This window comes from Chryseobacterium sp. JK1 (genome assembly GCF_050632815.1).
Lineage (GTDB): Bacteria > Bacteroidota > Bacteroidia > Flavobacteriales > Weeksellaceae > Chryseobacterium.
On the sequence record NZ_JBODRU010000002.1, the window covers coordinates 273083 to 286709 of the forward strand.

Sequence of the window (13627 nt, forward strand, 5' to 3'; positions counted from 1 at the left end):
AATTCAAAAATGTTAAAAAAGATAATAGACCGCCCAGTATTGGCGACGGTAATATCCCTTATCATTGTCATTTTAGGGATCATAGGATTAAACCAGCTGGCGGTGACAAGGTTCCCGGACATCTCTCCGCCTACCATTACTGTTTCAGGATCTTATCCGGGAGGTAACAGTGAGACGGTGATTCGTTCTGTGGTTACGCCTTTAGAAGAGCAGATCAATGGAGTGGAAGATATGAGTTACATGAAATCCACCGCAAGTAACGACGGAACATTCACAATATCAGTGATATTCAAACAGGGAGTGAATGCGGACCAGGCCGCTGTAAATGTACAGAACCGTGTACAGCAGGCTACCCCGATACTTCCCCAGGAAGTAATCAGGATGGGGCTCACCACCTCCAAGCAGCAGAACAGTATGGTACTGATCTTCAATATCTATACTGAAGACAATAAACAGTATGATGAAACCTTTCTGCAGAACTATGCCAATATCAACCTTATCCCTCAGATAAAAAGAGTAAAAGGAGTAGGGCAGGCCCAGATCTTCGGGGTGAAAGATTATTCTATGAGAATCTGGCTGAATCCTCAGAAGATGTCCTCTTACGGGCTTGAACCTTCAGATGTGTCCAATGCTATTGCAGACCACAGTTTAGAATCTGCACCGGGAAAATTAGGGGAAGAATCTAAAGCCGCTCTGGAGTATGTAATCCGATACAAAGGAAAAAAGAATAAACCTGAACAATATGAAAATATCGTCGTTAAAAATGATGGTACCAATGTGATCAGGCTTAAAGATGTGGCCCGTGTAGAATTCGGATCTATCAACAACAGTGGAGATAACCTTTCCAATGGTAAAAATGCGGTTACGGTAGCCATCATGCAGACAACTGGTTCCAATGCCAACGAAATTGAAATAGGGGTCAATAAAGCCATCGATCAACTTTCAAAATCATTTCCTCCCGGTATAAAATATACCAAAGTAATGAGTACTAAAGAAAGATTGGATGAAGCAACAGGTCAGGTAAAATCTACTCTGATAGAAGCCTTTATTCTTGTATTTATCGTGGTATTTATCTTTTTACAGGATTTCAGATCTACTATTATTCCGGCTATTGCAGTTCCGGTAGCCATCATTGGAACATTCTTTTTCCTTTTGGTATTAGGATTTACCATCAATGTTTTAACACTCTTTGCCCTGGTACTGGCAATCGGTATTGTAGTAGATGATGCCATTGTTGTGGTAGAAGCTGTTCACAGTAATATGGAAGGAACAGATCTTTCCGGAAGAGAAGCTACGCATAAAGCGATGAGTGAAATTACAGGCGCGGTAATCTCAATCACATTGGTTATGTCTGCTGTATTTATTCCGATTGGTTTTATGTCAGGTTCGGCAGGGCTTTTCTATAAACAATTTGCTTATACATTAGCTATTGCAATTATTATTTCTGCCGTAAATGCTCTTACTTTAACTCCGGCATTATGTGCGGTATTTTTGAAAAACCACCACACAGAAGAAGGCAACAAGCCTAAAGGATTCGGACAAAGATTTGCCGTAGCTTTCAATGCAGGATTCAATAATATGACCAACCGTTATGCAAAAGGAGTTCGTTTTTTAATTGGAAAAAAATGGATTGCAGCAGGTTTGGTAGCCGGAATTATAGGATTATCCGCATGGCTGATGACAAGTACCACCAAAAGTTTTGTTCCTATGGAAGATGATGGTTTCTTCATCTATTCCTTAAGTATGCCTCCGGGGACTGGATTAACGAAAACAACAGAGGTTTCCAACAAGATCAATGCAATTTTGAAAACAGTAGATGCTGTTCAGGAAAATACGTCTATCACAGGATTTAACCTGTTGAGTAACAGTGCTGGGCCAGCTTATGCCATGGGGTTTGTGAAACTAAAGCCTAAAAAGGAAAGAGGAGCAGTCCAGAATATTGATGAGATTATGACCATTGTGAACGAAAAGCTTTCAGTAATAAAAGAAGGAAGTGTAATGAGCTTCAGAATGCCTCCTGTAGAAGGATATGGGGTAACCAATGATGCAGAAATCGTACTTCAGGACCGTATGGCAAGGGATCCACAATCTCTTAAAGCCAAAGCAGATGATGTTATCGGTCAGCTGATGCAGGTTCCGGAAGTGGCTTATGCTTATACTATGTTCAGAGCAGATTATCCTCAGTTGGAACTTGAAGTGAATGAGGATAAGGCAAAACAACTCGGTGTAAGTATCGCTAATTTATTAGGGACTGTACAGACTTATTTCTCAGGAGATCAGTCTCAGAATTTCTCAAGATTTGGAAAATTCTATAGAGTGAATATAAAAGCGGATGGTGTTTTCAGAATGGATGAGCAGGCCTTCAACGATATTTTTGTGAAGAATAATAAAGGAGAAATGGTACCTGCCAATACCCTGATTACTTTGAAAAAAGTATACGGACCAGAATCTGTACAAAGATATAATTTGTATAATTCATTAAATATCAATGTAGTGCCAAAGCCTGGTATAAGCAACGGAGCCTTAATGGATAAGATTGAACCTACTTTAAACAAACTTCCTTCCGATTATAGCTATGAATGGACAGGGCTAAGCTTGGAAGAAAAATCTGCAGGAAACCAAACTGTTGTCATTCTTGGATTGTGTTTACTATTCGTATATCTGCTTTTGGCTGCTCAGTATGAAAGTTACATCCTTCCTTTAGCCGTAATGCTTTCCATTCCGACGGGGATTGTAGGAGCGTTTTTAGGAATAAAAGCGATCGGACTGGATAATAATATTTATGTACAGGTAGGATTAATCATGCTTATCGGTTTATTAGCCAAGAATGCTATCCTTATTGTGGAATTTGCCATACAACGTAGAAAAGCAGGTCTTTCTATTCTGGATTCAGCGCTGGAAGGAGCCAAAGCGAGATTACGTCCCATCATCATGACGTCCTTAGCGTTCATTGTAGGAATGATCCCACTAATGATTTCTACAGGAGGTATGGCTTCAGGAAATAAATCAATCAGTGTAAGTGCTGCCATCGGAATGCTGAGCGGAGTCGTTCTGGGAGTATTTGTAATTCCTGTACTGTATATGTTTTTCCAGTATCTGGATGAGAAATTTTCATCTAAAAAGAAGTATCCGGTAATACAAAATCAATTGACCAATGAGAATATTTAATATAAAGAATTTCCTTATTTCAGGCGCATTGGCATCACTTCTGATGTCGTGCGCTGTAGGAAAACCCTATACAAGAACAGAACTTCATGTTCCTGAGACCTATCGGGAATCACTACAGGTAACAGGAGATACGGTAGTTCTTCCCTGGAAGACATTTTTCAAAGATCCTAAACTGATTGGATTGATCGATAAAGCCCTTACCAAAAATAATGAAGTGAGCGTTGCTTTAAAAAGCATAGAGCAGTTGGATCTCGCTTACAAAAAAGCAAAAATGTCGCTGATGCCGACATTAGATTTCACTGCGGGGGCTAACAGAAGTTGGGCTTCCATCAATACGCTTAACGGCTCTCTCAACGAGCAGTTTGTTGGAACGAAGTACATAGACGACTTCAGTGCAGCTCTCAGACTTTCGTGGGAAGTAGATATCTGGGGAAAAGCTAAAATGCAGAAAGAATCTGCCGCCGCAGAATATTTTGCACAAAAAGAAAACCTAAATGCCATAAAAAGCAGGATTGTTGTTCAGGTAGCTCAGGCCTATTATAACTTAATAAGTCTCGATGAGCAGGTGAAAATAGCAGAGCAAAACATTGAGTTGAGCGACAGTACTCTTAAGATGATGAATCTTCAGTTTAAAGCCGGACAAATCAATTCGCTAGCGGTTCAACAGTCAGAGGCACAGAAGAAGACCGCAGAATTACTGATTCCACTAGCAAAACAGAATATTTCCATTCAGGAAAACGCATTAAGCATCCTTTGTGGTGAATATCCGAATAAGATAGAAAGAGAAGGAACTCTAAAAACAATGGTCCCGGAAAATAAACTTTCAGAAGGTCTTCCTGCACAGCTGCTGAGTAGAAGACCAGATTTGAAAGTTGCAGAACTGAACGTGATCAGCTTAAACTCAAAAACAGGGTTGGCAAAAGCAGCCATGTATCCAAGTATCAGTCTGAGTCCTCAGATTGGAGTGAATTCTAATAAATTCAGTTCATGGTTTGATATCCCCGGATCTATTACAAAGGCGGTTGCCGCTAACCTCGCAGCACCTATTTTTCAGAAAAAAGAGTTGAGAACAGCTTATGAAACCGCTCTTATTGAACAGGAAAAAGCCACTGTCAACTTTAAGCAGTCCGTTATGACCGCAGTGGGAGAGGTATCCGATGCAATGGCTAAGTCTAAAGGTTCTACCGAAAGATTAGAACTTCTGGAACAAAAAACGGCGATTCTGGATAAAGGGATCAATGATGCTCTGAAGCTTTACAAAAGCGGTATGGCCACTTATCTGGAAGTGATCACAGCGCAGAACAATAAACTCCAGAACGATCTGGAAACAGTAAATGTTACCCTTGAAAGACTCAATGCTGAGGTGGACCTCTACAGAGCTCTTGGAGGAGGAGTACAATAAAAGGTAAAATAATAGATGAATGCAAAAGGAAGTTACATTGGTGGCTTCCTTTTTTTGATTTTAATAAAAAATACCAGAAAATGTTTAAATTTTACTATCAGTAAATCAGTGCTTTATGGGAAATTTGATCTTTTTTTTTTAAAATCGTGCAAGATTTCCGGAAAACGAGGTTTATATCATTGAGTACTCTAAAATAATTAATGTTTAATGAAAAAATAATGCAATGAAAAAATTTACAGTACCCCAATTTTTTATAGCCGTATTACTGATATTTACAGGATTCACTTTATACTCGTGCAATGATGACGGACCAGATATTCCACTGGTGAAGCTCGAAGAAATGCCCGGAAATTATAAAGGAAAACTGATCATCGTACAGGGAACCACCAAAACAGAAAGTATCAAAGATTTTAAAGTAAAAAAAGATACCATTAGCTTTGCCGAATTTCCCATCAATGAGATTGTAAAAACAGTAGTAAAAGATACAGGAAAAGTAAAAACCGCCTTAAAAGCAATAGGAAAAGTGAAATATAACTTGAACTACACCGCATCTGTAAATACAGGCAACAATGTTGTAGAATTAGCCTTCGCTCCCAAAACCCTTGAATTTCAGATCCCGGTGAATGGAGTGAACAAAAAAACAGTGGTGACGCTGGAGGCTAAACAGAAAGGATTTTATGTAGGAATGGACCGATCGCTGAGGTATGCTTTTACGGCACAGAAAATTACAGTAGACGGAACAGTTCTTACCCCTTATGAAGTCATTAATTATAACTTTCCATTCTGTATAAAAAATTAATTAACAGATCTCATCATCAATGGATTGCGTTTTATAAAGATGCAATCTATTTTTGCTGAAAATTTTAATACCTATCGAAAGAGCCACGGCAGCAGTCTATGGAAGAAACTAAAGAACAGATTTTGATAAAGCACCTTCTCAATAAAGAAGAAGCTGCCTGGAAGGAGTTTTTCGGAGCTTATTCCCGAAATCTGACTTATGTGTGCTCCCGTTACATTGCCGAAAGAGAAGATGTTCATGATGTTCTTCAAAACAGCTTTATCAAAATGTTCCGCTCTATAGAATCTTTTGAATATAGAGGAAATGGATCGTTAAAAGCATGGTTAACCCGCATCGTAGTCAACGAATCTCTGAAACATATCAGGCAGAAAGGAGATTTTAAATCTGCCGTTGAGGTAGAAGAAATCCCGGATATTCCCAATGAAGAAGAGCCGGATTTTGAGGAAATTCCTAAGGAAGATATTATGAATATGATCAGATCCTTACCAGATGGGTACCGAACGGTTTTCAATCTGTATGTTTTTGAGAAAAAAAGTCACAAAGAAATTGCAGCCATCCTGGGAATAGCAGAGAACTCTTCAGCTTCCCAGTTTCACAGAGGAAAAGCATTGCTCAGTCAGAAAATAAAAGAGTTTAAAATGTCAAAAAAAGCACAATATGAATAATGAATGGTTAAATAACCTGCGTAGCAGAATGGAAGACCATGAAGAGGATATTCCTGAAGGATTGTGGGATGACATCAGAGATGAATTATTTGATGAAGAAAAAAACAATGTGCCAATTGTAGGTTTATTTATTGAAAATCAGAATAATATGGGTTCTGAATTGCCGCCAGCGAAGAGTATGAAAGGAAATCGATCTTTGTTTTATCGTATTGGAGGAATGGCAGCGGCCGTCGCCTTGCTTATCTGGATTATACAATTGCTGCCTGAGAATAATACAACTAAAGTACTTTCTCAAAACCAACAAGATATTCAGAAGAAAAAAGCGAAAAATTCAGGATTGGAAACTCAGAAAATGGAAAGTGTTTTAAACGAAAATAAGCATATAAGTTCAAATTTCAATTCTTCTGTGGTTCAAAATGCTTTACCGACAAAAGAAGCCCGTAAGGTTGAAAATTATCAAAATTTTAGCCAAAATAAAGCTGAAATCAATGATAATCTGCAAAAAACAGGAAAAATACCGGATGGAACAACAGAAGTGTTTTCTAATGAAAATGCTCAATCCATGAAAATTGTTCCCGGAAATGAAAAGATGGCTGACAATGGAAATGATAACGAACATCAAGCAGATGAATCTCTTTCCAAAAAGCAACTGCCGGAAGAATTATATGCTGAAAATGTAAATAAAAAGATTTCGGAACCCTCCCAAAAGAAATCATGGATGTTGAGTATGCTTACAGGGAGTGCTTCTTCCAATTCCGCAGAACAACAATTCCCCGGATATGCTTCTATAGACGGAAGAGCAATGAATACTGAACAGGTATGGAGCGCTGCAGAGTACACAGAAGATGCTTTAACGCAGATCCTTCTTGCCAATCAGAGTCAGCCTGTGGTAGCACGGATCAGACATAAGGTTCCTGTCACATTTGGACTGTCTCTTTATTATAATTTAGGGAAAAGATGGGGGATCGGAACCGGTGTAAACTATACAAAACTGGCTTCTGAACTTCACTCTGGAACTGATGCCAACTACATCAAAGGAGATCAGACTGTACATTATATAGGAATTCCTGTTCAGATCAATTACAATGTGATTCAGAAAGGTAGATTCACGGGATATGTAACAGGTGGGGCATTGCTGGAGAAACCCGTGGCAGGAAGTATTACTACAACGTATGTCGTAAACGATGAAATAAAGGAAACCTCTAAAGAAGATCTGGAAAGTAAAGCGCTGCAGTTTTCGGTAAACACAGCCGTTGGACTTCAGCTGAAACTCGTTGACAGATTCGGAATTTATGCAGAACCGGGGATAGGATATCATTTCAAAGCAGACCACTCTCCCAATACCATTTATAGAGAAAAGCCATTCTATTTCAATGTGAGATTCGGGGTAAGGCTGTTGCTGGATTAAACGGAAGAAAAGGTAAATCAATCAATCCTAAATATTTATATATGAAAACAAAACTAATTTTTTTAGCGTTTGTACTATTCAGCTTTCTGAATATCAAGGCGCAATGTACTCCTACAATTACCAGCCCAAGGCTTGGAATAAAATCCCCGGGATCAATTCTGTTCTGTGATACGGAAGACGAAATACTTTCTACTACACAGACATACGGAACTTACCAGTGGTATAAGCAGGAATGGACCTGGCAGTCTCCCAATACCAATCCTTGGGTGGCTATTCCTGGAGCTACTTCACAACAATTAACGGTGAATGGGAGCGATCAGCTGCATTATTTCAAAGTAGTGGTTACCAACGGAGACTGTACAGCAGAAAGTCCAGCAGTTTTAGCAGACGGATTTGCGTATGGACTTCCGGCAATGATCTCCACATTTACACCAGGTACTTATGAGCAAACTGATACCGGAGCCGTTAATGTATGCAACGGAGCTTCCGTAAAACTTGAGAATATATTTCCAGTGTTGTATGGTAAGCATACCTGGTTCAGATGCCTTCCGTCAAGCAATCCTCCGGCAGGAAATGACCCTTGCATCATTCCTGGTGTTGCTGGCCCTACTTATAATGCGGTGGATAGTGGAACATACGGATTTTATGCCTGTACGCAATACTGTCCGGATCAATGTCAAATGCTGGATTCATTTGCCTTTTTGGAGCTGAACTTTGGAGACTGGCCATTCTGTAACAATCTGGGAACCGGAGAAGTAAAAGCGAAAGACAATCAACTGAAGGTTTATCCTAATCCAACAGCCCAGCTTCTTTATATCGGGAAAGAATCTGAAAAGTACAAAGAAATAAAAATCATCGATATGTCCGGAAAACTTATTATGACAAAAAGCAATCATCAATATAATCAGTCCATTGATGTGAGTCATTTGGTACCGGGGAACTATATTATTATTTCCCAAAGTACCTCCGGAGTAGAGTATAGAAATAAATTTATAAAGAAATAAGATTAAATACTTGAAATTCAGACTTGTTTAAAGATTTGATTGTGGGTAAGAAGCCCAGATGCCGAAAGAACGTATCCTTATATGCAGAAGAGCTGAATGCATTTTAATACTTTAAGTTCAGCACATGATACATTTTATTAATCCTTGTTCAATGAAAATCATCATAAAACCTTTCTTTTGAGCATCTGGCTTCTTTATTAAACATCTTATTTCTTCATGTAAAATCTTGGCGAAATCATCTTTTCGTTAGTTTTTAATAATGGTTGGGATCGGTACAAATATATTTTGTGCCGATTTTTTTTGAATAAAATAGTAGAATATAAAAAACTAAGTCTAGCTCCCTTAAAATCTGTGGAATAACCCAATTTTCATCAAAGACATAAGGTATTATATTTGCAGTATTGTCTGAAAACATAAGAAACCATGATAAGCTCAGCCACGATATTTACAGAAGAGGGACTCATTGTTCTGCTTTTTTTAATATTTCTGATTCCCGCAATATTATATACACTACCGGTTTTTATTTACCATAAGTTGAAGAAGAGAGAGAAAAAGGGCTCCTATTACCTCCTTTCCTTTTTAGTTTCCGGAATTATGGGAGGAATATTTATTCTGTTTTTTGGCTATGCTGTACTGGGACTTTACTGATTTTGTGAAGTTTTAAGACTCTTGCGGAGGTAAAATATTGGCAAGGATCGCTAAAAACTCCTGCATACTTCTCTTTTGATAAGCCTCTTTCAGGGAAATAACCGTAGCTTCCCGAAGCATATTTTTACCTGTAATGGGAATGGTTACCAATTCAGGATCATTCACACTAATGGCCGTTAGAATTGTATTCCAGTTGTTGGTTTTTACCAATTCCAGCAAGGTTGGAATATCGTTGATTTCAACAGAGATATTGGGTTCAATATTTTTACTTTCCAGGATTTTTTTGATAAAGTAAGTCGTACTGTATCCGCTGTCGGGTAGTGCAAGAGGAACCTTCAAAATCTCATTGATGGTGATCGACTTTTTCTTTGCCAACATAGAGTTTTTGGAAACAACCAGCGTCATAGGAGATGAAAATAAAGTCTGATAGTTGAAGGAAGAACTTTCAGATTCGTTTCTGAAGGTGAGAATACAATCCAGATCTGTATGATCCAGTTTATCAATCAATTCTCTTGTTGTTCCAAAAATAACGTTGATTTTGATATTGGGATATCGTTCCGAAAATATAATTAATGCTTTGGTAAGAAGATTTCTTAAAGCGTAAGTAACTCCTATAAACAATCTTCCCGTCTGAAGAAGGCTGAGATCTTTCATCAGCACCAATCCATCGTTGGCTCTATTTACACTTTGTGCAGCATATTCCGAAAACAGGTTTCCGGCTTCAGTCAGCATAATACGCTTGCCAATTCTATTGAACAGAGGAATATTAATTTCATCTTCCAGCTGTTTTATTTGCTGAGAAAGCGTGCTTTGGCTAATATTGAGTGCTTCTGCTGCTGCTGTGAAGTTCAATAGCTCTTTCGCTTTGAGAAAATATTTTAGTTGACGAAGTTCCATTAATTTATATTTTCAAAGACTCAACAAATGTAAGCAAAACCTTCAACCTTTTTCTGTAGAAAAAAATTATAATTCAGTGGAAACGTCAGCGTGTTTTGACTTTCCGGAATATATCACAAAAACGGTGACAGCTAATATACCCAATACTCCTTCTATAAAAAGTACACTTCTTGTACTGAGAAATTCTGCCATACATCCAATCAATAAACTTCCGATAGGCGTCATCCCAATAAAAGCCATAATATAGTAGCTGATAACCCGGGCTCTCATTTTGGGATCAGTATTCAACTGAATATAGGTGTTAACGGCTGCAGACTGAGAGATCATTCCCAAGCCACTTAAAACCAGTCCCCAAAATGCAAGATGAATTCCGGGACTTACCGAAACAGTAAAAAGCCCCGCAGACATAATACAGCTTGAAAAAATGACAATTTTATGAAGTTTGCCCATTTGTTTCAGTTTTGTCATATACACAGCGCTCAGCAAAGAGCCTATTCCTACTGCACTTTCAAATAAAGTAAATGTTTTGGAGTTCCCCTGAAAAACCTCTTTAGCAATTACAGGAAGCAAAGTAGTAAACGGGATAAGCATCAGACTGAAAAAAGAAAGCAGCAACAGCTGAGAAAAAATGGTCTTTTCGTTTTTTACATATCTGAACCCTTCTTTTAATTCACTCCATACATTAGAAAGATGAGGTTTACTTTCATATAAAGGCAATTTCATCATATACAGACAATAGATGACAGGAATGAAGCTGACGAAATTACTGATAAAACAAAAATCATCACCAAATACAGATAACAGAATTCCCGCTAATGCCGGCCCTACAACCCGCGCAAGATTACTCATTGCTGAATTAAGTGCAATGGCATTCGGCAAAGCTTCCTTATCATCTACAAGGTCAATCATCATAGCCTGTCTACAGGTGACCTCGAATGCATTGATAATGCCCTGCATCAGCGTTAGCAGAATAATAATACTGATATTGTATACCTTAAAATAAAATAATAAGGCCAGCAAAAAAGCCTGGATTGCCGCTAAGAACTGGGTGTTTTTCATCACCTTATATTTGTGGCTATGCTCTACGAAACTTCCTACATAAGGAGATAATAGCAATGTGGGGATTAAACCTACAAAACCAATTATACCAAGAACAAAAGGAGAACCTGTGATTTTGTAAACGACCCATGCAACGGCTGTTTTTTGAATCCAGGTTCCCAATAATGATATAGACTGACCCGTGAAAAATAATCTGAAATTTGTGGATTTTAATGCGATTAATGACTGCATCTCAATTTTTTAGCAAAGTTACCCCGCATTTCAAAATCGGTAAAACGCTTTTTTTCGATAAGATCGATCGGTTTTAGTAATGGATCATCCTTTAAGCTGAGCCAGAACTACTGGAAGTGTATTGATTCCCCAATGCTCAATATATTTCCCGTCTTTTACTTTGACAATATCAATTACATCAATGCTGATTTTCTGTCCGGTTGCCGGAATACCCATCAATTCGCCAGTGTGTGTGCCGCTGATATTTTTTCGTGTGGTCACAAGATCACCTTCGGCAATCTGCTCATAAATACTTACCTGCAAGTCAGGCATTGCCGGACGAAGAATATGATTAAAGGTATAGATCATTCCGTTCGGACCACTATCTGCACCGGATGGAGCAGAGTGATTGATAAAATGATCATCCATAAGTTCCTGAAAGCTTTGGATGTTTCCCTGTTCGATAACTTCTTTGTTGAAACGGCGTACAATACTTTTGTTAGTGTCTGTTAATGAATTCATAGTATTTCTTTTTTAATTACAAGACAAAGGTAGAGAGGTTACGAGAAGAGAGGTTAGGGCTGGAAGGTCATTGGCTATTCTTGGGCGGTCAAATATTGAGTATGATATTGGCTTGGTGTAATTCCAAAATGTTTCCTGAACGCTTCTGAAAAACTGGAATGGTTTTGATATCCCACCCGATAAAATACCTGGGAAGGGATGATATCTGATGAACGAAGCAAGTCTGCTGATAGTTCCATCCTTTTGCTGAGCAGCCATTTCTGAGGAGATGTATTGTACAAATGTTCAAATCTTCTTTTAAAAGTAGAAGGACTCATATTACAGAGAAAAGCGAGTTCATCAATCGTTGTTGGTTTTCCAATATATCGTTCTACAACCCTTTTCAGTTGTAAACTTTCCCGGTCCTGGGTAACCATCCGGAATGACTGTAGTTTCTCCGGATCACTTTGTAGAAGATAGAGCATAAGTTCATCCATTTTCAATTGTCTTATTTCTGCAGTAAGCAAATCCGGATGTTTTAATAATATAAGTAAAGAATTGACATACTGTTGAATAAAATCGTCTTGTTGATAAATCAAATACGGTTTATTCTGCTTGGTCTGAGAGCAAAGATGTTCATATTTAATCAGGAAGCGATTGTAGGTTTCATTACTGAAATAAATCAGAATACTGGTAAACTCGTTCTGGTCGGATGTAACTTCCGAAGTCAGAATATTTCCTGTGGAAAGTAATATCAGTTCTCCGGCTTTCACTTCAACAGAAGATTCTGGATAATCTACCGTTTTGTTTCCGCTTATTAGCAAATTGATCATATTTCGGTTTAAAATGATCTTGTTTTTCAGTGTTTTATGATTGGATTGATACAGTCGTATGATGATTTCTTCTTCACAGATAATGGGCTCGGTAAGTAAATCGTCTGGGAGAAAGTAGGTTTTCATAAAATTATATTTCCGAAAATAAAGGTAATGAAATTGTGGTTTCCTTTTCTTTAAATGTTTTTAAGGTTGATAATAGTGCTGTTTTACAAAGAAGATATAATACCTTTACTGTTCTAAATCCTTGGCAATGAAACTGATCATACTTTTATTATTGACCTCGGTTGTAGGAAGTGCGCAACTGAAGCTAAATGTTAAGAAACTGGACTATGACCGGACGTCTAAATTCATTCCTGATCATTATCTTGCGAAAGAAGCTGAAAATGAGTATAAAGGTCATCTATTGGAAATAAGTGTTTGGAATGATTCAGATCAGTCAGTGAGTCTTCCATTGGATAGCCTGAGTTTTGGACTGGGTTTTTCCGAAAATCTTCAAGAGTATTTTATTGGGGATGGACTATTATCTGTGCCTGATTTAAATCATTTGTTAGGTGTGTATGGCTTTGTGTACCAATCTGGAAAATTAATAGAACCCGAAAGAGCAGATGATCCTTTTTATGATTATAAAGGATTTGAAGATATAGCTAAAATAGAAAAGCAAAGAAATAAGGAAATAAAAAAATGGAATCAAATAAACCAGATAAAAGATGTAAGAGATATCACAATGAATTGGTATTTGTCAAAAAATATTATAACTCTTGCTCCTGGCAAAGAATTTAAGTATACACTTTTTTTTAACCCCTATTTAAAAATGCCTTACTGGTATAGCTCCCGTGATTATTATGATCAGCTTAATCCGAATTTGCCCTATACTCTTACTTTTAAAATTATCTGTAATGAAAATTTGTACAAACTATTAGATCCAGAACAGAAAAAAAAATATAAGAATCTGTTTGTTGGCGTAATAGAATCAAATGCATTAAAACTCACTACAGAGAAAGCTCAGAAATAAAGGTCAAAATAATAACTT

General features: G+C 37.8%; 11 protein-coding genes. 7 read left to right on the forward strand and 4 right to left on the reverse strand.

All coding sequences use genetic code 11. From position 1 onward, the window contains the following. Positions 1-9: 9 nt before the first annotated feature. The 6 genes from ACQ76T_RS14305 to ACQ76T_RS14330 all read left to right on the forward strand — a co-directional run bounded on the left by ACQ76T_RS14305 (position 10) and on the right by ACQ76T_RS14330 (position 8446). Complete coding sequence (locus ACQ76T_RS14305; RefSeq protein WP_431343978.1) at positions 10-3168, forward strand: efflux RND transporter permease subunit; 3159 nt, start codon at positions 10-12, stop codon at positions 3166-3168. Then, positions 3155-4570, forward strand: coding sequence for an efflux transporter outer membrane subunit (locus ACQ76T_RS14310; protein WP_431343979.1), 1416 nt, complete (start codon positions 3155-3157; stop codon positions 4568-4570). Before ACQ76T_RS14305 ends, ACQ76T_RS14310 begins: the two co-directional genes overlap by 14 nt. A 223-nt stretch (positions 4571-4793) precedes the next feature. Continuing rightward, a complete protein-coding gene (locus tag ACQ76T_RS14315) occupies positions 4794-5369 on the forward strand; it encodes a DUF4840 domain-containing protein (RefSeq protein ID WP_431343980.1) in 576 nt (191 codons plus the stop codon). Between the two features lie 98 nt (positions 5370-5467). Continuing rightward, positions 5468-6034, forward strand: a complete 567-nt coding sequence (locus tag ACQ76T_RS14320; protein WP_431343981.1) for an RNA polymerase sigma factor — start codon at positions 5468-5470, stop codon at positions 6032-6034. Next, positions 6027-7442: an outer membrane beta-barrel protein gene (locus ACQ76T_RS14325; protein WP_431343982.1), complete on the forward strand. Its 1416-nt coding sequence runs from the start codon at positions 6027-6029 to the stop codon at positions 7440-7442. The genes ACQ76T_RS14320 and ACQ76T_RS14325 overlap by 8 nt, the downstream gene beginning before the upstream one ends. 41 nt (positions 7443-7483) lie before the next feature. Then, entirely contained in the window at positions 7484-8446 is a 963-nt protein-coding gene (locus tag ACQ76T_RS14330) for a T9SS type A sorting domain-containing protein (protein ID WP_431343983.1), read from the forward strand. 660 nt (positions 8447-9106) lie between these two features. Here the strand turns inward: ACQ76T_RS14330 and ACQ76T_RS14335 are convergent. The 4 genes from ACQ76T_RS14335 to ACQ76T_RS14350 form a co-directional block, all read right to left on the reverse strand. Beyond that, positions 9107-9991, reverse strand: coding sequence for a LysR family transcriptional regulator (locus tag ACQ76T_RS14335; RefSeq protein WP_431343984.1), 885 nt, complete (start codon positions 9989-9991; stop codon positions 9107-9109). A gap of 66 nt (positions 9992-10057) precedes the next feature. Further along, on the reverse strand, positions 10058-11281 hold the full coding sequence (locus ACQ76T_RS14340) for an MFS transporter (protein ID WP_431343985.1): 1224 nt from the start codon (positions 11279-11281) through the stop codon (positions 10058-10060). A gap of 84 nt (positions 11282-11365) precedes the next feature. Further along, positions 11366-11782 carry an ester cyclase gene (locus tag ACQ76T_RS14345; protein WP_431343986.1) on the reverse strand — a complete coding sequence of 139 codons (417 nt, stop codon included), beginning with the start codon at positions 11780-11782 and terminating at the stop codon, positions 11366-11368. Between the two features lie 74 nt (positions 11783-11856). Further along, a complete protein-coding gene (locus tag ACQ76T_RS14350; RefSeq protein ID WP_431343987.1) occupies positions 11857-12720 on the reverse strand; it encodes a helix-turn-helix domain-containing protein in 864 nt (287 codons plus the stop codon). A 127-nt stretch (positions 12721-12847) separates the two neighbouring features. On the opposite strand from ACQ76T_RS14350, the gene ACQ76T_RS14355 reads away from it, so the two are divergent. Continuing rightward, a complete protein-coding gene (locus ACQ76T_RS14355; protein ID WP_431343988.1) occupies positions 12848-13609 on the forward strand; it encodes a hypothetical protein in 762 nt (253 codons plus the stop codon). Positions 13610-13627: the final 18 nt, after the last annotated feature.

Bases quoted from the DNA above. Each gene is read 5' to 3' on its own strand.
- ACQ76T_RS14305 (WP_431343978.1), top strand. From the start codon at position 10: ATGTTAAAAAAGATAATAGACCGCCCAGTATTGGCGACGGTAATATCC.
- ACQ76T_RS14310 (WP_431343979.1), top strand. From the start codon at position 3,155: ATGAGAATATTTAATATAAAGAATTTCCTTATTTCAGGCGCATTGGCA.
- ACQ76T_RS14315 (WP_431343980.1), top strand. From the start codon at position 4,794: ATGAAAAAATTTACAGTACCCCAATTTTTTATAGCCGTATTACTGATA.
- ACQ76T_RS14320 (WP_431343981.1), top strand. From the start codon at position 5,468: ATGGAAGAAACTAAAGAACAGATTTTGATAAAGCACCTTCTCAATAAA.
- ACQ76T_RS14325 (WP_431343982.1), top strand. From the start codon at position 6,027: ATGAATAATGAATGGTTAAATAACCTGCGTAGCAGAATGGAAGACCAT.
- ACQ76T_RS14330 (WP_431343983.1), top strand. From the start codon at position 7,484: ATGAAAACAAAACTAATTTTTTTAGCGTTTGTACTATTCAGCTTTCTG.
- ACQ76T_RS14335 (WP_431343984.1), bottom strand. From the start codon at position 9,991: ATGGAACTTCGTCAACTAAAATATTTTCTCAAAGCGAAAGAGCTATTG.
- ACQ76T_RS14340 (WP_431343985.1), bottom strand. From the start codon at position 11,281: ATGCAGTCATTAATCGCATTAAAATCCACAAATTTCAGATTATTTTTC.
- ACQ76T_RS14345 (WP_431343986.1), bottom strand. From the start codon at position 11,782: ATGAATTCATTAACAGACACTAACAAAAGTATTGTACGCCGTTTCAAC.
- ACQ76T_RS14350 (WP_431343987.1), bottom strand. From the start codon at position 12,720: ATGAAAACCTACTTTCTCCCAGACGATTTACTTACCGAGCCCATTATC.
- ACQ76T_RS14355 (WP_431343988.1), top strand. From the start codon at position 12,848: ATGAAACTGATCATACTTTTATTATTGACCTCGGTTGTAGGAAGTGCG.